The following is a 21,419-nucleotide window of genomic DNA, read 5'->3' as shown; positions in this document are numbered from 1 at the left end:
ATGGGATACGGCGTAGGAGCGATTCTGCTCGTGGTCGGGCTGGTCCTGGCGCTGGCTGTGCACGTCTCGGTCAGCGGGGTCGATCTGACGATGATCGGCTGGATCCTGGCCGCCGTCGGAGCGTTGGTGCTGATCCTGACCGCTGTGACGCTGAACACCGGCGGTCGCTCACGCACGGTCGCGAGGCGGAGGCATGCGGACGGTACGGAGACCGTCGAGGAGCGGCGGACCGACAGCCTGTGAGCGCAGGAGGCCTCTACAGCGACTGGTGACCTCCGAGGCGCGTTGCGTCATCCTGAATGAGGGTGTCGTAGCGCCGGAGGCAGCGGCCGGCAGGTAGTCTACGAACAGACGTTCGACACCCGGCCGGCCCGGTCGTTGTGGAAGAGGTGCTTCAGTGCGCGTGCTTGGGATCGACCCCGGCCTGACCCGGTGCGGGATGGGCGTGGTCGACGGCTCGCTCGGCAGGCCGCTGTCGATGGTGGACGTCGGAGTGATCCGTACGTCCTCCGATCTCCCCGTCTGGGAGCGGCTGGTGACCATCGAGAAGGGGATCGACGCCTGGATCGAGGAGCACCGGCCCGACGCGGTCGCGATCGAGCGGATCTTCGCGCGGTCCAACGTCTCCACGATCATGGGTACGGCCCAGGCCAGCGGCCTGGCGATGGTCTGCGCCGCGCGGCGCGGTCTCCCGGTCGCCCTGCACACGCCCTCGGAGGTCAAGGCCGCCGTCTCGGGCAACGGCCGCGCCGACAAGGCCCAGGTGACCGCCATGGTGACCCGCATCCTGCGGCTCTCGACCCCGCCCAAGCCCGCCGATGCCGCCGACGCGCTGGCGCTGGCCATCACCCACCAGTGGCGCGGAGGCGCCCAGAACCGCATCGAAGCCGCGCTCGCCGCGGCCGGAAGGACAAAGAAGTGATCGCGTCCGTACGCGGCAAGGTCGCCGCCGTCAGTCTCTCCACCGCCGTCGTCGAGGTCGGCGGGATCGGCATCGAGCTGCTCTGCACGCCCAACACGCTGGCCACGCTCCGCACCGGCGAGGAGGCGCACCTGCCGACCAGCCTGGTCGTGCGCGAGGACTCGCTGACCCTCTTCGGCTTCACCGACACAGACGAGCGCACGCTCTTCGAGCTTCTCCAGACCGCCTCCGGTGTCGGCCCGAAGCTCGCCCAGGCCATGCTCGCCGTCCTCTCGCCCGACGGCATCCGGCTGGCCATCGCGGGCGAGGACGCCAAGACCCTCACCAAGGTCCCCGGCATCGGGCAGAAGGGTGCCCAGCGGATCATCCTGGAGCTCAAGGACAGGATCGGCGCCCCGACCGGCACCGCCTCCGCCCCTGCGCGCGCCACCACAGCGGCGCCGTGGCGCGACCAGGTCACCGAGGCCCTCGTCGGCCTGGGCTACAACGCCCGGGACGCCGACAAGGCGGTGACCGCGATCGAGCCCGAGGCCGGCGACCAGGCCAACATCTCGCTGCTTCTTCGGGCGGCCCTGCGCACCCTTTCGAAGGCATAAGGACCCATGCACGAGGACGACCTGGACCAGGCCGAGGAGGATTACTTCTCCTCGCTCACCATCGCCGAGGCCGACGGCGACGACCGCGCCGTCGAGGCCGCGCTGCGCCCGAAGACCCTCGACGAGCTGATCGGCCAGCAACGCGTCCGCGAGCAGCTCGGCCTCGTCCTCGAGGCGGCGCGGCGGCGTGAGCGGGCCCCCGACCACGTACTCCTCTCCGGGCCGCCGGGCCTCGGCAAGACGACCCTCGCGATGATCATCGCCGCCGAGATGTCGGCGCCGCTTCGGATCACGAGCGGCCCGGCGATCACCCACGCTGGCGACCTGGCCGCGATCCTGAGCGGGCTCAACGAGGGCGAGGTGCTCTTCGTCGACGAGATCCACCGGATGAGCCGACCCGCCGAGGAGATGCTCTACCTGGCGATGGAGGACTTCCGGGTCGACGTGGTCATCGGCAAGGGCCCGGGCGCGACCGCGATCCCGATCGACCTGCCGCCGTTCACGCTGGTCGGCGCGACCACGCGCGCCGGGCTCCTCCCGGGTCCGCTCCGGGACAGGTTCGGCTTCACCGGCCACCTCGAGCTCTACGACCCGGCCGACCTCGAGCTGATCGTGCGCCGCTCCGCGGGGCTGCTCGAGGTGACGCTCAAGGACGACGGCGCCGCCGAGATCGCCGGCCGCTCCCGAGGCACGCCACGGATCGCCAACCGGCTGCTGCGCCGCGTACGCGACTATGCCCAGGTCAAGGCCGACGGCACGGTCACCCAGCAGATCGCCGAGAAGGCGCTCGACCTCTACGAGGTCGACCCGCTCGGCCTGGACCGGCTCGACCTGGCCGTCCTCGACGCCCTGTGCCGCAGGTTCGGCGGCGGCCCGGTGGGCATCTCCACCCTCGCCGTCGCGGTGGGGGAGGAGCGCGAGACGGTCGAGGAGGTGGCCGAGCCGTTCCTGGTGCGTTCCGGCTTCCTGGCCCGTACGCCGCGGGGCCGTGTTGCCACCCCAGCCGCCTGGCAACACCTCGGACTGCCGGTCCCGGCCAACACTGAGGCGGCATCTTGGTCCGTGGACACGCTCTGGGATGAGGCCTGATTCACAGTCTCAACCAGGTGCCTGGTTAGACTTGCACGTCGCCGTGCGCCTGCCGGTGACCACTCAGACTGTCGGAGCCGAACCCCCGTGGAATTCCTTCCCTTTATCGTCATCATCGTCCTGTTCTACTTCCTGTTGATCAGGCCGCAGCAGAAGCGTGCGAAGCAGGCTCGTGAGCTCCAGCTCAACCTCCAGCCGGGTGACCGGGTGATGCTGACCGCCGGGCTCTACGGCACCGTGGCGGAGGTCGAGGAGACCACGACGAACATCAAGGTCGAGATCGCCGACGGCGTCGTCATCCAGGTCGTGCGCCAGGCCGTGGCCCAGAAGGTCACCGAGGCGCCTGCTGAGGAGATCGAAGAGGAGACCGGCGACGACGAGACCGGCGAGGAGCGCGAGGTCGAGGCTGCGGCCGACAAGACCTCCGCCGACGCCGAGAACGTCATCGTGGACCTCGACAAGAAGGACTGACCAACACATGGCACGCAAGACAGCGCGCCCCGGCCGGACACTCGCACTGCTCTTCTTGGCCATTGCGATCATGTTCGGCGGCATCGCGTTCGCCGGCACCTGGAAGCCCGAGCTGGGCCTCGACCTGCGCGGCGGCACCGAGATCTCGATGACCGCGGAGAACTCCGAAGGCGGCTCGGTCCCCAAGGAGAGCCTCGACGAGGCCAAGTCGATCATCGACCAGCGCGTCAACGGCTCCGGCATCACCGGCGGCCGAGTGACCACCGAGGGCAACGACGTCATCAAGGTCTCCATCCCCGGCACCGGCAAGGTGCAGCAGGAGACCGCCGAGCGCGTACGCCAGACCGCGAAGCTCCGCTTCCGCCTGGTCGCCTGCAGCCCGCAGAAGACGTGTGGCGCCGCCGACCCCAGTGGCTCGATGGTCCAGGACCCCTCGACCGGCACCGTGCCGGGCACCTCGCCGCGCGCGGCGTTCGGTGGCGAGACCGCCAGCGCCTCCGAGACCGCGAGCGCCTCGGACAAGGCATCCGAGAAGGCGTCCGAGAGCGCCGACCCGAGCGCCAGCCCCTCGGCCGGTGCGAAGCCCGAGAAGCAGAACGAGAACGCGGTCGTCAAGGTCGATGACGCGGTCGAGTTCATGCGCAAGCCGCCGCAGGAGTGGGCCACCGCCTACAACTCCTTCAGCTGCCCCGCACCAGGCGCCGAGCCGGCCGAGGACATCCCCGGCAAGCCGCTGCTGACCTGTGACGAGGACGGCGTCCCCTACCTGCTGACCCCGGCGGTCATCGAGGGCACCGAGATCAGCGAGGCCTCCTACGGCATCCCGCAGCAGCAGGCCAACTACGTGGTGACCCTGGACTTCAAGTCCGAGGGCAACAAGGTCTTCGCCGACACCACCGGCGCCATTGCCGGCACCAACGAGCAGTTCGCGATCGTCCTGGACGGCAAGGTGATCTCGGCCCCGACCGCCGACTCGCGGATCAGCGGAGGCGCCCAGATCAGCGGCGACTTCACTCAGGAGTCCGCCGCCGCGCTGGCCAACAACTTGAAGTACGGCTCGCTGCCGCTCGACTTCCCCGAGGACGGCATCCAGACCCGGGTCATCGGCCCGACGCTGGCCGGCAACCAGCTCACCGCCGGACTCTGGGCCGGCCTGGTCGGCCTGATCCTCGTGGTGATCTTCTCGATCCTCTACTACCGCGCGATGAGCATCGTGGTGATCGGGTCGCTGCTCGTGGCTGGTGCTCTGACGTACGGGATGATCCTGCTGCTCAGCGAGACCGCCGGCGTCACCCTGGACCTTCCGGGCGTGGCCGGTCTGATCGTCGGTATCGGCATCACCGCCGACTCCTTCATCATCCTCTACGAGAGGATGCGTGACGACATGCGTGAGGGCCGCTCGATGCGGGTGGCCGTCGACACCGCCTGGGTCCGGGCCCGCAACACCTGTCTGGCCTCCGACGGCGTCTCGTTCCTGGCCGCGTTCGTGCTCTACGTCTTCGCGACCAACGAGGTCAAGGGCTTCGCGTTCATGCTAGGCCTGACCACCATCATCGACGTCCTGGTGTTCTTCTGGTTCACCCACCCGATGACCAAGCTGATGGCCGGCTGGGGCTTCTTCAACAAGGGCCACGTGCTCTCCGGCATGGATCAGCGCGCAATCGGCACCGTCGACGCCCCCAAGGGCACCACTCTGGTCGGAGGCAAGGCCTGATGAGCAAGTTCTCCATCTCGCGGCTCGGCAAGGAGCTCTACACCGGCGAGAAGTCCTTCGACTTCGTCGGTCGCCGGATGCTCTGGTACGCAGTCTCCGCGGTCGTGCTCGTCGCCGTCGTCCTCGGCGTCTCGCTCCAGGGCATCAACCTCGGCATCGACTTCACCGGCGGCACGCGCTACACCGTGACTGTCGCCCAGGCCGACCAGAAGCTCGCCGATGACCTGCGTACTGCGGTCGGTGACACGGCCGTCGAGGCCGCCGACGGCGCCACGGTGCGCACCGCCGGCCCCAAGTCGGTCGTCATCGAGACCAAGGCGATCGCCGACAACTCCGAGGCCGACGACTCGATCATGGAGGCGATCACGAAGACCGCCGACGTGGCCGAGGACGACGTCAGCCGCACCGGCATCGGCCCCAGCTGGGGCCAGCGGGTCGCCTCGAAGGCGGCCCTCGCGCTGGGCATCTTCCTCGTCGGCGTGGTCCTGTTCATCTGGATCTACTTCAGGGAATGGAAGATGTCGGTCGCGGCCGTCGTCGCCCTGGCCCACGACGTGGTCATCACGGTCGGCGTCTACGCGATCATCGGGTTCGAGGTGACCCCGGCAACGGTTACCGGCTTCCTGACGATTCTCGGCTACTCGCTCTACGACACCGTAGTGGTCTTCGACAAGGTCAAGGAGAACACCCGCAACCTGTCGCAGAAGAAGCAGACCTACGCCGCCGCGGCCAACCTGGCGATCAACCAGACCCTGGTCCGTTCGGTGAACACCTCGATCATCGGTCTGCTGCCGGTCGTCGCGATCCTCTACGTCAGCGCGGTCCAGCTCGGCACCTCCTCGCTGAAGGACATCTCCCTGGTCCTCTTCGTCGGTATGGCCGTCGGCACCTACTCCTCGATCTTCATCGCCACCCCGCTGCTGGTGCACCTGAAGTCGAAGGAGAAGGACGTCGTCGACGCCGACAAGCGCGCCGCCGCGCGGATGAAGGAAGCCGACAAGTACGCCGCGGTGCCGGTCTTCGACGAGCGCATGCCGGTCGCCGAGGACGACGAGCCGGACGAGCTCCGCGACGGCGCCTCCGAGGACCTTCACGAGGCCGGCGTGAGCCGGGGCACCAGCCCCAACCGCTCCGCGACCGGCCGGGGCCGCAACGTACCCGACCAGCACCGTGAGGTCTCCGACAGCGGCGCCGCCGGGCGGCCGCAGCCGAAGCGCGAGTCGAGGTCGAAGCGCAAGTGACTGTCTCCGAGACGGCCGCTGGTGGCCGGTCGCTCGAGGAAACCCTCGAGCGGCTGGTCGCCGACGTTCCCGACTTCCCGGAGCCGGGCGTCGGGTTCAAGGACATCACCCCGCTGCTGGCCGACCACGCGGGCTTCATGCAGGTGGTCGAGGCGCTCGCCGCTCCGGCGCGCGACGCGGACGGCAACGTGACCGTCACCAAGGTGCTCGGCATGGAGTCGCGAGGCTTCATCCTCGGCGCCCCTGCGGCCCTGCACCTCGGCGTCGGCTTCGTGCCCGTACGCAAGGCCGGCAAGCTGCCCCGTGAGACCCACGCGGTCTCCTACTCGCTGGAGTACGGCGAGGCCACTCTGGAGATCCACACCGACGCGGTCGCACCGGGGGAGCGGGTACTGGTCATCGACGACGTCCTCGCGACCGGTGGCACCGCGGCGGCCACGATCGAGCTCGTCGAGCGCTGCGGCGGTGTCGTCGCGGGCGTCTCGGTGCTGCTCGAGCTCGGCTTCCTCGACCCGCGCAGCAAGCTGCCGGACACGCCGGTGCACGCACTGCTCACCAGCTAGCTGGTGAGCCGCTAGTGTCCAACCCGCAAGTGTCGTCCTAGCCAACGCTCCGGGTCGGGCCGGTAGACTCTGGCTATGGCAGAGGATCGCATCGTCGCGCAGCCTCGTGCGCACAACATCGAGGCGCGGGAGAGCAGTGGCCCGGCCCCGTCGGGCCGCAGTGTCCGTGCGCGCCTGGCCCGGATCGGCGGACGCGGCACGCCGGGCAATCCTGTGCTGGAGCCGCTGTTCCGGGCGGTGAGGTCCAACCACCCGAAGGCCGATCTGACGCTGCTGGAGCGGGCGTACGTCACTGCTGAGCGCCTCCACGGCACGCAGATGCGCAAGAGCGGCGACCCCTACATCACCCACCCGCTCGCGGTGACCACGATCCTCGCCGAACTCGGTATGACCGAGCCGACCCTGGTGGCGGCGCTGCTGCACGACACCGTCGAGGACACGCCCTACACGCTCAAGGAGCTCACCCGCGACTTCGGTGAGGAGGTCGCCCACCTCGTAGACGGCGTCACCAAGCTCGACAAGGTCACCTACGGCGACTCCGCGCAGGCCGAGACGATCCGCAAGATGGTCGTGGCGATGTCCCGCGACATCCGGGTGCTTGTGATCAAGCTCGCCGACCGCCTGCACAACATGCGTACGCTCCGCTACGTCCCGCAGAAGAGCCAGGAGCGCAGCGCCCGCGAGACCCTCGACATCTACGCGCCGCTGGCCCACCGGCTCGGCATGAACACCATCAAGTTCGAGCTCGAGGACCTCGCCTTCGCGACCCTCTACCCGAAGATGTACGACGAGCTCGTCCGCCTCGTCGCCGACCGCAACCCGTCGCGTGAGAAGTTCCTGGCCCAGGTCATCGATCAGGTCGAGCGCGACCTGCACGAGGCCCGGATCAAGGCGACGGTCACCGGCCGACCGAAGCACTACTACTCGATCTACCAGAAGATGATCGTCGGCGGTAAGGACTTCTCCGACATCAACGACCTGGTCGGCATCCGGATCCTGGTCGAGGACGAGCGCGACTGCTACTCCGTCCTCGGCATCCTGCACTCGCGATGGAACCCCGTCCTGGGGCGCTTCAAGGACTACATCGCGATGCCGAAGTTCAACATGTACCAGTCGCTGCACACGACCGTCATCGGCCCGCAGGGCAAGCCGGTCGAGCTGCAGATCCGCACCTTCGCGATGCACCGCCGTGCCGAGTTCGGTGTGGCCGCGCACTGGAAATACAAGGAGGACGGCCGCGCCGGTGTCGACACCGACCGGCCGATGGACAACGACATGAGCTGGGTCAAACAGCTCATGGACTGGCAGTCGGAGGTCAACGACCCCGGCGAGTTCCTGGAGTCGCTGCGCTTCGAGATGAAGCGCACCGAGGTCTACGTCTTCACGCCCAAGGGTGACGTGATCGCGCTACCTGCCGACGCGACCCCGGTCGACTTCGCGTACGCCGTCCACACCGAGGTCGGCAACAAGACCATCGGCGCCCGGGTCAACGGCCGTCTGGTGCCGTTGGAGTCGACCCTGGAGAGCGGCGACGTCGTCGAGGTCTTCACCTCCAAGTCACCCAACGCCGGCCCGTCGAGGGACTGGGGCTCGTTCGTCAAGTCCAACCGGGCCAAGGCGAAGATCCGGCAGTGGCACACCCGCGAGCGCCGCGACGAGGCCATCGAGAAGGGCCAGGACGCGATCGCCCGGCTCATGCGCAAGGAGGGCCTGCCCCTCAAGCGGCTGATGTCGCGCGAGTCGCTCATGCTCGCCGCCGACCACTTCGACCTCGCCGACGTCGATGCTCTCTACGCCGCGGTCGGCGAGAGCCACCTCTCCGCGCAGGCGGTCGTACGCCGCGTCATCGAGGACCACGGCGGCGACGACGGTGCCGCCGAGGACCTCGCCGAGGCCATCAACGTCGGCCGCAGGCGCCACGGCAAGGTCTCCACCGCCAACTCCGACGCCGGCGTGGTCGTCAAGGGCTCCCCGGACGTCTGGGTCAAGCTCGCCAAGTGCTGCACGCCGGTGCCCGGCGACGACATCCTCGGCTTCGTCACCAAGGGCGGGGGAGTCTCCGTCCACCGCACCGACTGCACCAACGCCACCGAGCTCCGATCCCATCCCGAGCGCCTGCTCGAGGTCGAGTGGGGCTCAACGTCCAACTCGGTCTTCCTGGTCAACATCCAGGTCGAGGCGCTCGACCGTGCCCGGCTCCTGTCCGACATCACCATGGCGCTCTCAGACGCCCACGTGAACATCCTCTCGGCCCAGCTGACCACCACTCGCGACCGCGTCGCGAAGTCCCGTTTCTCCTTCGAGATGGCCGACTCCAAGCACCTCGACACGGTCTTGAAGCAGGTACGCACCGTCCCCGGCGTCTTCGACGCCTACCGTGTCACGCAATGAGAGTGAGTAACTGATGGACCCGTTCACCTGGTTTTTGATTGCTGTAGGCGTCGTGATCGTCGGCGCCGTCGTGTGGCAGGCGGTGAGGAAGTCATCTCGAGGCGTCGACGAGGCTGTGGCGAACCGGAACAGAGGTCAAGCCCTGGGCAACGCCGAATACCACGGAACAAAGCACCATGGCAGCTCCGACGGCGGCACTGGCGGCCTCGGCTTCTGAGCCATTCGCCCACTTGATGTCCCAATCATGGGACATCAAGCCCGACTCGTTCGTTATCTGTGAAACAGATGCGCCGACTCGGGCGCGTGAGAGAGGGAGCACAGCATGTTCACCTGGATCCTCATCATCGGCGGCGTACTTCTCTTCCTGGGCCTGGCCTGGACCACCATCGGCATGGCGCCCAAGGGCGTCGACTCCGAGGACGTACGCAACATCAAGCGCGACAACGCGGCCAGGGGCGACTACTACGGCGGCGCCGGCATGTGACCCCGCCGAGTCGGCGCAAGCTGACGAAACAGCACGCCGAGTCGGCTCGTCATGACAAGCCGACTCGGCCAGATTTCGGGTCAAGATGCGCCGACTCGGCGCCTCTGCTCGAGACAGATGCGCCGAGTCGGGGTGCGGGTCAGGAGAAGTCTGCAGAGGCCCGCTTGGCCATCTCCAGGAACTGACGACGCGACTCGAGGTTCTCCTCGAGGCTCTTGATCTTGCGGGCGTCACCCGAAGCCTGGGCCTTCGCGAGGTCGCTCTCGACCTGGGCGATGGCCTCCTCGAGCTTGGCGATCATGTCGTCGGCACGAGCGGACTTCTCCGGGTCGGACTTGCGCCACTGGTCGTCCTCGGCGGACTTGATGGCCTGCTCGACCTTGCGCATCGCGCCCTCGAGGTCCTTGATGCGGTCGCGCGGGACCTTGCCGGCCTCGTCCCAGCGGTCGGCGATATCGCGGAAGGAACGCTTGACGGCGTCGAGGTCGTCGCCCTTCTCCAGCAGCGGGAGAAGCTCCTGCGCCTCGGCGAGCAGACCTTCCTTGACCACGGCGTTCTGCGCGAACTCGGCGTCGAGGGCCGCGTTGGCGGCGTCACGGGCACCGAAGAAGACGTCCTGGGCGGCCCGGAACTGCTTCCAGAGCTTGTCGTCGACGTCCTTGGGCGCCGGCCCGGCGGCCTTCCAGTCGCGCATCAGGTCGCGGTAGCGCCCGGCGGTGGGGCCCCAGTCGGTGGAGGTCGAGAGCTGCTCGGCCTCGACGATGATCCGCTCCTTGATCACCTTGGCGTCCTCGCGCCGGGCGTTGAGCTCGGCGAAGTGGGCCTTGCGGCGACGCGTGTAGGCCGTGCGTGCGGTCGAGAAGCGTCGCCACAGCGCGTCGTCGGAACCGCGGTCGATGCGGGGGAGCGCCTTCCACTGGTCGAGCAGCTCACGTAGCCGGTTGGCACCGTTGCGCCAGTCGTTGCTCTGGGCCAGCTTCTCGGCCTCGTCGACGAGAGCCTCCTTGGCGACCTTCGCCTCGGCCGCCTTGGCGGCCCGCTCGGCCTTGCGGGCCTCGCGCTGGGTGGCGATGACCGGCGCCAGAGCGTCCAGCCGCGCCACCAGCGAGGCCAGGTCACCGACCGCGTTGGCATCGGTCACCTTCTCGACGACGGTCTTGACCGCCGCGGTCGCCTCGTCGGGCGACGTCTTACCCGCATGCACGCGCCGCTCGAGCTGCTCGACCTCGAAGGCGAGCTGGTCGAACCGGTTGGTGAAGAAGGCAAGCGCCTCCTCCGGCGTGCCTTCCGGGTATTGCCCCACGGAACGTTCGCCCTCTGCGGTCTTCACGTAGACCGTTCCGTCTTCCTCGACCCGACCCCACTGCTCGCTGGTCACAATGTCCCTACTCTTCGCATGAGGCGCTAACCTCTTATGAAATCTCCCCCGCCGGACACCGTGCTCGTCACAGTCCCGGTCGGCTCAACTTGCAGGTCCCCGTGGTGTCCCGGCACACCTCGGGATGCCCATCGTAGTCAGACGCCACGATGCGGCGCTGCACTGTACCGCTGGATAGGGTGTTTCTCGTGTTGATCGCAGGCTTTCCCGCCGGTCCGTGGGGCACCAACTGCTACGTCGCCGCCACCGGCCCGGGCACCGAGTGTGTCGTGATCGACCCCGGTAAGGACGCCGCCAAGGGCATCGAGGAGATCGTCCGGGAGCAGCGCCTCAAGCCGGTCGCCGTGCTCCTCACCCACGGCCACGTCGACCACATGTGGTCCGTGACGCCGGTGAGCAAGACGTACGACTCCACTGCCTGGATCCACCCCAACGACCGTCACCTCCTGGCCGATCCGCTCCAGGGCATCTCGCCGGAGTCCGCGCAGATGCTTCTCGGCATGCCGCAGGGCACCTACGACTTCGTGGAGCCCGACGACGTCCGAGAGCTCACCGACGGGCAGGCCATCGACCTGGCCGGGATGAGCTTCCTGATCGACCATACGCCCGGGCATACCGAGGGGTCGGTCACCTTCCGGACCCCCTACCCCGACCACGCCGAGGTCAGTGACGTGATGTTCTCCGGCGACCTGCTATTCGCGGGCAGCATCGGGCGTACGGACCTCCCCGGCGGTGACCACGCCACGATGCTGCAGTCCCTGACCACCAAGGTGCTGCCCCTCGCCGACGACATTGTGGTGCTCCCCGGACACGGCGAACAGACCTCCATCGGTCGCGAGCGCGCGACGAACCCATTTCTTCAGGACCTGATCACCACACCATGAACAAGCCAACACCGCTCTCCGGTTTCCCGGAGTTCCTGCCGAGCCAGCGCACCGTCGAGCGCGAGGTCATCGCGACCCTGAGCCGCACCTTCGAGCTGCACGGCTTCGGCAACATCGAGACCCGCGCCGTCGAGCCGATGGACCAGCTGCTGCGCAAGGGCGACACCTCCAAGGAGGTCTACGTCCTGCGGCGCCTCCAGGAGGACGACAGCAGCCGCGACAAGGGGATGGGGCTCCACTTCGACCTCACCGTCCCCTTCGCCCGCTACGTGCTCGAGAACGCCGGCAAGCTGGAGTTCCCCTTCCGTCGCTACCAGATCCAGAAGGTCTGGCGTGGTGAGCGCCCGCAGGAGGGCCGCTTCCGCGAGTTCGCGCAGGCCGACATCGACATCGTCGGGCGCGACACGCTCCCGTTCCACCACGACGTCGAGGTCGCCCGGGTCATGCTCGAGGCGCTCGGCAAGCTGACCTTCCTGCCCGGGTTCACGCTCCAGGTCAACAACCGCAAGCTGATCCAGGGCTTCTACGCGGGTCTCGGCGCCCCCGACGTCGAGGAGACCATGCGGCTCATCGACAAGCTCGACAAGATGCCTGCAGAGGAGGTCGGCAAGCTGCTGGTCTCCGAGGCGGGGCTGACCGACGAGCAGGCCGCCAAGTGCCTCGAGCTCGCCACGATCACCGCCACCGACGACTCCTTCGTCGAGAAGGTCCGCGCCATGGGCGTCGAGAGCGAGCTGCTCGAGGAGGGCCTGACCGAGCTGGCCACGCTGATCACCGCCACCGCGCCCCTCTACACCGATTCCGTACGCGTCGTGGCCGACCTGAGCATCGCCAGGGGCCTGGACTACTACACCGGCACCGTCTTCGAAACCCGCCTCGACGGCTACGAGTCCCTGGGCAGCATCTGCTCCGGGGGCCGCTACGACGCTCTCGCCAGCGACGGGAAGACCACCTACCCCGGCGTCGGCATCTCGCTCGGCGTGAGCCGCGTCCTGGTGCCTCTCGTGCAGAAGGGCGTGCTCGACGGCGACCGCAAGGTCCCGAGCACGGTCCTGGTCGCGGTCAACGACGAGGAGAGCCGTGCCGACGCCGATGCGGCGGCCCAGGCGCTGCGCGGCCACAATGTTGCCTGCGAGGTCTCGCCCAACGCCGCCAAGTTCGGCAAGCAGATCCGCTTCGCGGAGCGCCGCGGCATCCCGTACGTCCTCTTCGCCACCGAAGGCGGCTACGAGATCAAGGACATCCGCACCGGCGACCAGGTCCCGGCCGATCCGGCCACCTGGACGCCGCAGAACGAGAGCGACCTGAAGCCCCAGGTCGTCGCGAACAACGAGGAGAAGAAGTGATCCGCACCCACGACGCCGGCACCCTGCGTGCCGAGCACGTCGGCCAGACCGTGACCCTCGCCGGCTGGGTAGGCCGCCGACGCGATCACGGCGGGGTCGCGTTCCTCGATCTGCGTGAGGCCAGCGGTGTGGTCCAGGTCGTCGTCCGCGACGAGGAGATCGCCCACGCGCTCCGCAACGAATACTGCATCAAGGTCACCGGCGAGGTCGTCGCCCGCACCGACGAGAACCGCAACCCCAACCTCGCCACCGGCGAGATCGAGGTCGTCGCCAAGGACCTCGAGGTCCTCAGTGCGGCCGCGGCCCTCCCGTTCCCGATCGACGACCACGTGGAGGTCGGCGAGGACGTACGTTTCAAGCACCGTTACCTCGACCTGCGCCGCACCGCGCCCGGCAACGCCATCCGGCTGCGCTCGAAGGCCAACAAGGCCGCCCGCGACGTGCTCGCCGGTCACGACTTCGTCGAGATCGAGACCCCCACGCTGACCCGCAGCACCCCCGAGGGCGCCCGTGACTTCCTGGTCCCGGCCCGCCTGCAGCCGGGTTCCTGGTACGCGCTGCCGCAGTCCCCGCAGCTGTTCAAGCAGCTGCTCATGGTCGGCGGCATGGAGCGCTACTACCAGCTCGCGCGCGCCTACCGTGACGAGGACTTCCGCGCCGACCGGCAGCCGGAGTTCACCCAGCTCGACATCGAGATGAGCTTCGTCGAGCAGGACGACGTGATCGCCCTCGGCGAGGAGATCGTCGCGGCGCTGTGGAAGCTGATCGGCTACGACGTGCCGCTCCCGCTGCCGAGGATGACCTACGCCGACGCGATGGCCAAGTACGGCTCGGACAAGCCCGACCTGCGCTTCGGCATCGAGATCACCGAGTGCACCGACTACTTCTCCGAGACGACGTTCCGCGTCTTCCAGGCGCCCTACGTCGGCGCCGTGGTGATGCCGGGCGGCGCGAGCCAGCCGCGGCGTCAGCTCGACGGCTGGCAGGACTGGGCCAAGCAGCGTGGCGCCAAGGGCCTTGCGTACGTCCTGGTCCAGGAGGACGGCTCGCTGACCGGTCCGGTCGCCAAGAACCTCTCCGAGACCGAGGCGGCCGGACTGGCCGCTCACGTCGGCGCCAACCCCGGCGACTGCATCTTCTTCGCCGCCGGCGCGCCCAAGTCGAGCCGCTCCCTGCTCGGTGCCGCCCGCCTGGAGATCGGCAACCGTCTCGACCTCCGCAAGGACGGCGACTGGAGCTTCCTGTGGGTCGTCGACGCGCCGCTGCTCGAGCCGGCCTCCGAGGCCGTCGAGTCCGGTGACGTCGCGGTCGGTGCGGGGGAGTGGACCGCGGTCCACCACGCCTTCACCAGCCCGCAGGACGTCGAGGGCTTCGACAAGGACCCCGGCAACGCGCTCGCCTGGGCCTACGACATCGTCTGCAACGGCAACGAGATCGGCGGCGGGTCGATCCGTATCCACCGCGAGGACATCCAGAAGCGGGTCTTCGACCTGATGGGGATCGGCGAGGAGGCGGCCGAGGAGAAGTTCGGCTTCCTGCTCGACGCGTTCAAGTTCGGTGCCCCGCCGCACGGCGGCATCGCCTTCGGCTGGGACCGCGTGGTCGCCCTCCTGGCCGGCACCGACTCCATCCGCGACGTGATCGCCTTCCCGAAGACGGGTGCCGGTTACGACCCGCTCACCGCCGCCCCGGCGCCGATCACCCCCGAGCAGCGCAAGGAGGCGGGAGTCGACGCACGGCCGGCTTCCAAGGCGGCCGCCGAGGGCGAATCGGCGAACTGAGCCCGCTTCTGGCAAAGCCAACAGAGTCTCCGGGACCGGTCCGCCGGTCCCGGAGACTCTCGTCGTTCAGCGGTGAATGGCAAGAATCCCTCCCGATCTGCCGTATCACTGGTTGAAATCGGATCGTTACCGGTCCGGGGCGAATCCGGCAAAAGGATCACATAGAGTTCCATCCGTCGACCTCGTGGGTCGGACGCTGCCGTGCGACGGCGGCACCCACAATTACGACTAGACAGAGGAACCATGAGCGAATCGGCCACCGTGTTCGAAGGTGAAGAACTCTCGGGTGGATCGACACCTTCGTCTTCGCCTGAGGAGGCGAAGAAGTTCGCCGGCAAGTCACCGATGAAGCTGGCATGGATGCGGCTTCGCAAGGACAAGCTGACGATGGTGTCGCTGACCGTGGTCATCCTGGTGGTGCTGGCTGCCGTCCTGGCCCCCCTTCTCGTCAAGATGGGCGTGCTGGACCCGTTCGGCTACAACCAGGAGCTGCTCGACGCCAACACCATCCCCGAGGGCCGGTTCAGCGGCGCGAGCGCCGCACACCCGCTCGGCGTAGAGCCCGGCACCGGCCGCGACGCGATGTCCCGGTTCTGGTACGGCATCACGTTCTCGCTGATCATCGCTCTCACCGCCGCGATCCTCTCGGTGGTCATCGGTGCGATCGTCGGGATCGTCGCCGGCTTCAGCGGTGGCTGGGTGGACGCGGGCCTGAGCCGTTTCACCGACCTGACGCTCTCCTTCCCTTCGACGCTGATGCTGCTGGCGCTCTCGGCCCTCGGCCTCGAGCTCGTGCAACAGCTGACCGGGCTGCCCAACGGGCCACTCGCGCAGGGGATCTACTGCACAGTGGTGCTGGCCATCTTCGGCTGGACCAGCACGGCCCGCGTGGTCAGGGGACAGGTGCTCTCGATCAAGCAACGGGAGTTCGTGGAGGCCGCGATCGTCCTGGGTGCCTCCAAGCCGCGGATCTACTTCAAGGAGATCCTCCCGAACCTGTGGGCTCCGCTGCTGGTCCTGGTCACCTTGATGATGCCGGCCTACATCTCGGCCGAGGCAGCGTTGAGCTACCTCCAGGTCAGCGTCAAGCCGCCGACGCCCACGCTCGGAAACGTCCTCGCGGACTCTTTGAAGTACGCGCAGGTCGACCCGTTCTACTTCTTCATGCCCGCGATCCTGATCGCGACCATCGTGATCTCGTTCAACCTTCTCGGGGATGGGTTGCGAGACGCCCTTGACCCCAAGGGTGACAGGTGAGCCTCGGGGCTCCGAACACACACAGGTGACCCGCCCGGGAAACCGATACGGCGTCAGTTGTCAGAGGCTGACGGCGACCACACCAAGGAGAAACGAATGCTCAAGAAGCGAGCTAAGTACGTAGCGGTCAGTGCCGCTGGCGTGCTCGGTCTTTCGCTGGGCCTGGCTGCCTGTGGCGGCGGGGACGGCGGTGGCTCGAGCTCGGCAAACACGTTGACCATCGTCGCTGAGGACCCGATCGACCACCTGGACCCGCAGCGTATCTACGTCGGTGAGACCATCTCGCACACCACGCGTCTGGTCTACCGCAAGCTGCTCTCGAACCCGGCGTCGACCGACCCCAAGGTCTCGCAGCAGCCGATCCCCGACCTGGCAACCGACGAGGGCACCTCGGCCGATGGCGCCAAGACCTGGTCGTTCACCATCAAGGACGGCGTGAAGTGGCAGGACGGCTCCGACATCACGTGTGAGGACTTCGCCTACGGCGCCTCGCGCAACTTCGCCGCCGACGAGCTCACCGGTGGCCCGGGCTTCTACCTGACCGCGAAGCTCGCGCTCAAGGGCGAGTACCCCGGTCCCTACGCCGCGACCCCGGAGCAGCAGGCTGACTTCGACCAGGCCGTGACTTGCGATGGCAAGACCATCACCTACAAGTTCAAGACCCCGTGGCCGGACTTCCCGCTGGCGATCTCGTCGCTGCACATGATGGACCCGTACAAGGAGTCCGAGGACAAGGGCGCCAAGAACGACGACGTCATCTTCTCCAACGGCCCGTACAAGGTCGACACCTGGAACGCCCAGAAGGGCGGCACCCTGGTGCGCAACGACGAGTACGACCCGGAGACCGACGACAAGTCGCTCCGTGAGGCGAAGCCGGACAAGATCGTCTTCAAGTTCGGTGAGAAGGCGTCGACCATCTACGAGAAGCTCTTCTCCGACAGCCCCGACTCGCAGGCGACCATCGTCAGCGGCTCGCGCGTCCCGCCGGAGTTCTTCCCGCGTCTCACCGAGGCCGGCGTCAAGGACCGCTACGTCCAGGTCCAGTCGCCGTACGTCGACTACCTGGTGCCGAACCAGAACCAGATGAAGGACCCGAACGTCCGCAAGGCGCTGGCCCAGGCGACCGACGTCGAGTCCTGGATCGCCGCTGGCGGTGGCGAGAAGGCCTACACCCCGGCCGACTCGATCGTGAACCCGGCCGTTCCGGGCTACGTCGCCAACCCGGCCTACAAGGACCGCAACCTCAAGGGCGACCCGGCCGCGGCGAAGAAGACCCTGGCCGACGCCGGTGTCAAGACGCCGTACCCGATCACCTTCTCGTACCCGCAGAGCGACACCGCTGACAAGCAGGCCGCCGCGCTGGTCGAGGGCTGGGAGGCCGCCGGCTTCAAGGTCACCCTGGACCCGCTGGGCGACGTCTACTACTCCAACATCCAGAAGCCTTCCAACAAGGCCGACGTGATGTGGGGCGGTTGGGGTGCCGACTGGGGCTCCGCGATGACCGTCACCGCCGCGCTGTTCGACAGCCGTCAGATCGAGAAGTCCACCAACGGTCAGAACTACGGCAACTACAAGAACCCTGCGGTCGACAAGCTGTTCGACCAGGCCGCCAACTCCGCCACCATCGAGGAGCAGAACAAGTTCCTCCAGGAGGCAGACGCGGTCATGGGTGAGGACGTCGCCTACATCCCGCTGGAGATCGCGACCTTCAACTGGGTCTACGGCTCCAAGGTGAAGGACTTCATCACGACCGATGCCTCCTCGTCCTACCCGGACCTGGCGCCCATCGACGTCGAGGACTGATCCTTCAGCTCCGCAACACCGTCGGGACGGCTCTCTGAGCCGTCCCGACCTTGGAGGCGGGGCTCGCCAGAGCCCCGCCTCCCCTATGTACCTGGACACGATTCCCCCCGGACGACACCCCACGACGGTGGTCCGGCCGATCCCAATGAAGGTGAGACCCACCGATGGTCGCCTACATCATCCGGCGCGTGATCGTCGGTTTGCTCATGCTGGTGGCGATGAGCTTCATCGTCTTCGCACTGTTCATGAAGAACCCGGTCGACCCGGCGAAGTTCTCCTGCGGAAGAAACTGTCCGCCCGAGCGCATCGAGGAGACCCGTCAGGCCCTGGGCTACGACCAGCCGCTGCTGGTCCAGTGGGGCAGCTTCGCGAAGGGCGTCGTCGTCGGCCGCGAATACCCCGCCGACGAGGCGATGCGCGAGGCCAACCCCGAGCTGGTCACCGAGTGCGCGGCGCCGTGCCTGGGCTACTCCCAGCAGCTGCAGATGACGGTCAACGCCGAGATTGCGGAGGCAGCGCCGATCTCGATCTCGATCGCCATGGTCGCGGTCACCATCTGGGTCGTCTTCGGTGTTCTGTTCGGCGTCTTGGCCGCGATCGTCAAGGGCTCTCTTCTCGACCGCGGCGTCGTCGGAGCAACGCTGGCGCTCTACGCGTTCCCGACGTTCTTCGTGGGAGCGTTGCTGATCAACTTCGTAGCCATCAAGTGGGGGATCTTCCCTGCGCCGGGATACGTGTCGATCGCCGACGGGGGTGTCGGGCAGTGGCTGGTCCAGCTCATGCTTCCCGGATTCACGCTCGCGGTGGTCTACATGGCGGGCTACGTACGCATGACCCGGGCGTTCGTGCTCGAGTCGATGAGCGAGGACTACATCCGCACTGCGAAGTCCAAGGGCGTCAAGAGCGGCAGGGTGCTGTTCAAGCACGCGCTGCGCGCGGCGCTGACCCCGCTGGTCACGATGTTCGGTCTCGACTTCGCTGCCGTCCTCGGCGGCGCGATCATCACCGAGGACGTCTTCAACTACTACGGTCTCGGAAAGCTCGCGGTGACCGCGAACGAGACCTACGACCTTCCCACCATCGTGGGCCTGGTGCTGCTCCTCGGGGCTCTGGTGATTCTCGCCAACATCATCGTCGACGTCCTGTACGCCTTCATCGACCCGCGCGTGCGCGTCGCCTGACCCGGGAGCTGATCAATGACTGACCTCTCCACCACGCCCGAGACGACGCCCGCCAGCGGTGGCGCGTTCCTCTCGGTGCGGGACCTGAAGGTCCACTTCTCCACCTCCGACGGCATCGTCAAGGCGACCGACGGCCTCACCTTCGAGCTCGAGCGCGGCAAGACCCTCGGCATCGTGGGCGAGTCCGGCTCCGGCAAGTCGGTCTCCAGCTCGGCGATCATGGGGCTGCACCGCGGCACCAACGCCATCCTCAGCGGCGAGATCATGCTCGACGGGGTCGACCTGCTCAAGGTGAGCAACGAGGACATGCGCAAGCGCCGCGGCCGCGACGTGGCGATGATCTTCCAGGACCCGCTCTCCGCGATGCACCCCTACTACTCGGTGGGCAACCAGATCATGGAGGCCTACCAAGTCCACAACAACGTCACCAAGCGGGAGGCGCGCAAGCGCGCCATCGAGATGCTCGACCGCGTCGGCATCCCGCAGCCCGACCGTCGTGTGGACGACTACCCGCACCAGTTCTCCGGCGGCATGCGCCAGCGCGCCATGATCGCGATGGGGCTGATCAACAACCCGAGCCTGCTCATCGCCGACGAGCCGACCACCGCACTGGACGTGACCGTCCAGGCGCAGATCCTCGACCTGCTCCAGGACCTGCAGCGCGACTTCGACGCGGCGGTCATCATCATCACCCACGACCTCGGCGTCGTGGCGGAGATGGCCGATGACGTACTCGTGATGTACGCCGGCCGCGCGGTCGAGTACGGCCCCTGCAAGGAGATCCTCACCCACCCGCAGATGCCCTACACCTGGGGCCTGCTCTCCAGCGTGCCGGACCTGACCGCCTCGACCGAGGCGAAGCTGATCCCGATCCGGGGCAACCCGCCCTCGCTGCTGAACCCGCCGCCGGGATGCGCCTTCGAACCGCGCTGTGACCACGTGGCTAAGGTGGGCGGCGACCTGTGCCGGACGACCCTTCCCGACCTCACCCCGGCCAGCAGCGGTGGCAACCACACCAAGCGGTGCCACATCAAGAACGCCGACAAGGTCTACGAGGCAGAGATCCTGCCCGAGATCGCCCCTGACCTGGTGGAGGACTGATGAGCGACACCACGACTGCCACCGCGGCTTCGGTCGCGCCGGCGAGCACGGAGACCGTGCTCTCGGTCGAGAACCTGAAGATGCACTTCCCGGTCAAGGGCAGCGGCGTGATCCGGCGTACGGTCGGGCACGTCAAGGCCGTCGACGGGGTCTCCTTCGAGGTGGCCAAGGGCAGCGCCCTGGGCCTCGTCGGCGAGTCCGGCTGTGGCAAGTCCACCACCGGGCGGATGGTGACGCGGCTCTACCAGCCCACCGAAGGGAAGATCCACTTCGAGGGCACCGACATCGCCAACTACTCGGGTAGGAAGCTGCACCCGATGCGCCGGGAGATCCAGATGATCTTCCAGGACCCGTCGACCTCGCTGAACCCGCGACACACGGTCGGGTCGATCATCGGCGCGCCGCTGCGGATCCACAACATGGTGCCCAAGGACAAGGTGCTCAGCCGGGTCCAAGAGCTGCTCGAGCTGGTCGGGCTCAACCCCGAGCACTACAACCGCTACCCGCACGAGTTCTCCGGCGGCCAGCGTCAGCGCATCGGCATCGCCCGGGCCATGACCCTGCAGCCGAAGCTGCTCGTCGCCGACGAGCCTGTCTCCGCGCTGGACGTGTCGATCCAGGCCCAGGTGATCAACCTTCTGCAGGACCTGCAGAAGGAGTTCGACATCTCCTACCTGTTCATCGCGCACGACCTCGCCATCGTTCGTCACTTCTGCCCCGAGGTCGCGGTGATGTACCTCGGCAAGATCGTGGAGATCGGTGACCGCGAGTCGATCTACGAGCACGCTCACCACCCCTACACCCAGGCGCTGCTCTCCGCCGTGCCCGACGTGAAGCAGGCCGCGATCGGCGGCCGTCGTGAGCGGATCCGGCTGGAGGGCGACGTACCTTCGCCGATCAACCCGCCCTCGGGCTGCCACTTCCGCACGCGCTGCGCCATCGCCAAGGACATCTGCTCCGTGGTCGAGCCGCCGCTGCTGCAGATCGGCAAGAAGCACAAGGTGGCCTGCCACTTCCCGGGTGAGATCCACCAGCACCCGGAGAAGCCGATCACCGCGCCGCTCCTGGGCGTCGACGAGTTCGGTGCACCGGACCCGGGCGCCAGCCCGGCCGAGGTCCCGGGCGACGGTCCCGGGTACGCCGACACGTGGTTCGACCTGGCGAACAACTCGCGGGGTCGCGCCTGAGAATCTCCCGTATCTCGGCGAGATTACGAA

Annotated in this window: 20 protein-coding genes; 19 read left to right on the top strand and 1 reads right to left on the bottom strand. The window is 67.6% G+C overall.

All coding sequences use genetic code 11. The features are described 5' to 3' along the window. From AB0F44_RS07380 to AB0F44_RS07330, 11 genes are all read left to right on the top strand, one after another. Positions 1–243, top strand: coding sequence for a DUF6458 family protein (locus AB0F44_RS07380; RefSeq protein ID WP_350842552.1), 243 nt, complete (start codon positions 1–3; stop codon positions 241–243). Between the two features lie 154 nt (positions 244–397). Then, entirely contained in the window at positions 398–922 is a 525-nt protein-coding gene (gene ruvC, locus AB0F44_RS07375; RefSeq protein WP_160022870.1) for a crossover junction endodeoxyribonuclease RuvC, read from the top strand. Continuing rightward, positions 919–1,518, top strand: coding sequence for a Holliday junction branch migration protein RuvA (gene ruvA, locus AB0F44_RS07370; RefSeq protein ID WP_350714981.1), 600 nt, complete (start codon positions 919–921; stop codon positions 1,516–1,518). Before ruvC ends, ruvA begins: the two co-directional genes overlap by 4 nt. Positions 1,519–1,524: 6 nt before the next feature. Continuing rightward, the gene (gene ruvB / locus AB0F44_RS07365; RefSeq protein WP_357354058.1) at positions 1,525–2,607 is read left to right on the top strand and encodes a Holliday junction branch migration DNA helicase RuvB; all 1,083 of its coding nucleotides are present in this window, start codon (positions 1,525–1,527) and stop codon (positions 2,605–2,607) included. A gap of 87 nt (positions 2,608–2,694) precedes the next feature. After that, the gene (yajC, locus tag AB0F44_RS07360) at positions 2,695–3,078 is read left to right on the top strand and encodes a preprotein translocase subunit YajC (protein ID WP_357354056.1); all 384 of its coding nucleotides are present in this window, start codon (positions 2,695–2,697) and stop codon (positions 3,076–3,078) included. A gap of 7 nt (positions 3,079–3,085) precedes the next feature. Then, on the top strand, positions 3,086–4,792 hold the full coding sequence (secD, locus tag AB0F44_RS07355; RefSeq protein ID WP_357354054.1) for a protein translocase subunit SecD: 1,707 nt from the start codon (positions 3,086–3,088) through the stop codon (positions 4,790–4,792). After that, positions 4,792–6,033, top strand: coding sequence for a protein translocase subunit SecF (gene secF, locus AB0F44_RS07350; protein WP_357354052.1), 1,242 nt, complete (start codon positions 4,792–4,794; stop codon positions 6,031–6,033). The genes secD and secF overlap by 1 nt, the downstream gene beginning before the upstream one ends. Next, a complete protein-coding gene (locus AB0F44_RS07345) occupies positions 6,030–6,596 on the top strand; it encodes an adenine phosphoribosyltransferase (RefSeq protein ID WP_350658843.1) in 567 nt (188 codons plus the stop codon). The genes secF and AB0F44_RS07345 overlap by 4 nt, the downstream gene beginning before the upstream one ends. Positions 6,597–6,671: 75 nt before the next feature. Next, a complete protein-coding gene (locus tag AB0F44_RS07340) occupies positions 6,672–8,987 on the top strand; it encodes a bifunctional (p)ppGpp synthetase/guanosine-3',5'-bis(diphosphate) 3'-pyrophosphohydrolase (RefSeq protein ID WP_357354050.1) in 2,316 nt (771 codons plus the stop codon). Positions 8,988–9,000: 13 nt separating this feature from the next. Continuing rightward, entirely contained in the window at positions 9,001–9,204 is a 204-nt protein-coding gene (locus AB0F44_RS07335) for a hypothetical protein (RefSeq protein WP_357354049.1), read from the top strand. 105 nt (positions 9,205–9,309) lie between these two features. After that, a complete protein-coding gene (locus AB0F44_RS07330) occupies positions 9,310–9,471 on the top strand; it encodes a hypothetical protein (protein WP_357354047.1) in 162 nt (53 codons plus the stop codon). Between the two features lie 139 nt (positions 9,472–9,610). Here AB0F44_RS07330 and AB0F44_RS07325 read toward each other — a convergent pair whose 3' ends face one another. Continuing rightward, positions 9,611–10,849 carry a DUF349 domain-containing protein gene (locus AB0F44_RS07325; protein WP_357354045.1) on the bottom strand — a complete coding sequence of 413 codons (1,239 nt, stop codon included), beginning with the start codon at positions 10,847–10,849 and terminating at the stop codon, positions 9,611–9,613. Between the two features lie 188 nt (positions 10,850–11,037). Between AB0F44_RS07325 and AB0F44_RS07320 the strand changes: the two genes are divergently transcribed. From AB0F44_RS07320 to AB0F44_RS07285, 8 genes are all read left to right on the top strand, one after another. Beyond that, positions 11,038–11,733, top strand: coding sequence for an MBL fold metallo-hydrolase (locus AB0F44_RS07320; RefSeq protein WP_357354043.1), 696 nt, complete (start codon positions 11,038–11,040; stop codon positions 11,731–11,733). Then, the gene (gene hisS, locus AB0F44_RS07315; RefSeq protein ID WP_357354041.1) at positions 11,730–13,079 is read left to right on the top strand and encodes a histidine--tRNA ligase; all 1,350 of its coding nucleotides are present in this window, start codon (positions 11,730–11,732) and stop codon (positions 13,077–13,079) included. The genes AB0F44_RS07320 and hisS overlap by 4 nt, the downstream gene beginning before the upstream one ends. After that, entirely contained in the window at positions 13,076–14,860 is a 1,785-nt protein-coding gene (aspS, locus tag AB0F44_RS07310; protein WP_357354039.1) for an aspartate--tRNA ligase, read from the top strand. The genes hisS and aspS overlap by 4 nt, the downstream gene beginning before the upstream one ends. A gap of 243 nt (positions 14,861–15,103) precedes the next feature. Further along, complete coding sequence (locus tag AB0F44_RS07305; protein WP_357354037.1) at positions 15,104–16,117, top strand: ABC transporter permease; 1,014 nt, start codon at positions 15,104–15,106, stop codon at positions 16,115–16,117. Between the two features lie 96 nt (positions 16,118–16,213). Further along, positions 16,214–17,920: an ABC transporter substrate-binding protein gene (locus AB0F44_RS07300; RefSeq protein ID WP_357354035.1), complete on the top strand. Its 1,707-nt coding sequence runs from the start codon at positions 16,214–16,216 to the stop codon at positions 17,918–17,920. 164 nt (positions 17,921–18,084) lie between these two features. Beyond that, positions 18,085–19,101 carry an ABC transporter permease gene (locus AB0F44_RS07295; RefSeq protein ID WP_357354033.1) on the top strand — a complete coding sequence of 339 codons (1,017 nt, stop codon included), beginning with the start codon at positions 18,085–18,087 and terminating at the stop codon, positions 19,099–19,101. Positions 19,102–19,116: 15 nt separating this feature from the next. After that, positions 19,117–20,202 (top strand): ABC transporter ATP-binding protein, encoded by a 1,086-nt coding sequence (locus tag AB0F44_RS07290; protein WP_357354031.1) that lies wholly within the window; start codon positions 19,117–19,119, stop codon positions 20,200–20,202. Further along, positions 20,202–21,389 carry a dipeptide ABC transporter ATP-binding protein gene (locus AB0F44_RS07285; RefSeq protein ID WP_357354029.1) on the top strand — a complete coding sequence of 396 codons (1,188 nt, stop codon included), beginning with the start codon at positions 20,202–20,204 and terminating at the stop codon, positions 21,387–21,389. Before AB0F44_RS07290 ends, AB0F44_RS07285 begins: the two co-directional genes overlap by 1 nt. Positions 21,390–21,419 lie beyond the last annotated feature (30 nt).

Origin of the sequence: Nocardioides sp. NPDC023903 (genome assembly GCF_040639295.1) — a bacterium.
In the GTDB taxonomy this organism is placed as follows: Bacteria; Actinomycetota; Actinomycetes; order Propionibacteriales; family Nocardioidaceae; genus Nocardioides.
The sequence above is the reverse complement of the archived record's forward strand: the minus strand, read 5'-3'. Positions and strand labels throughout refer to the sequence as shown.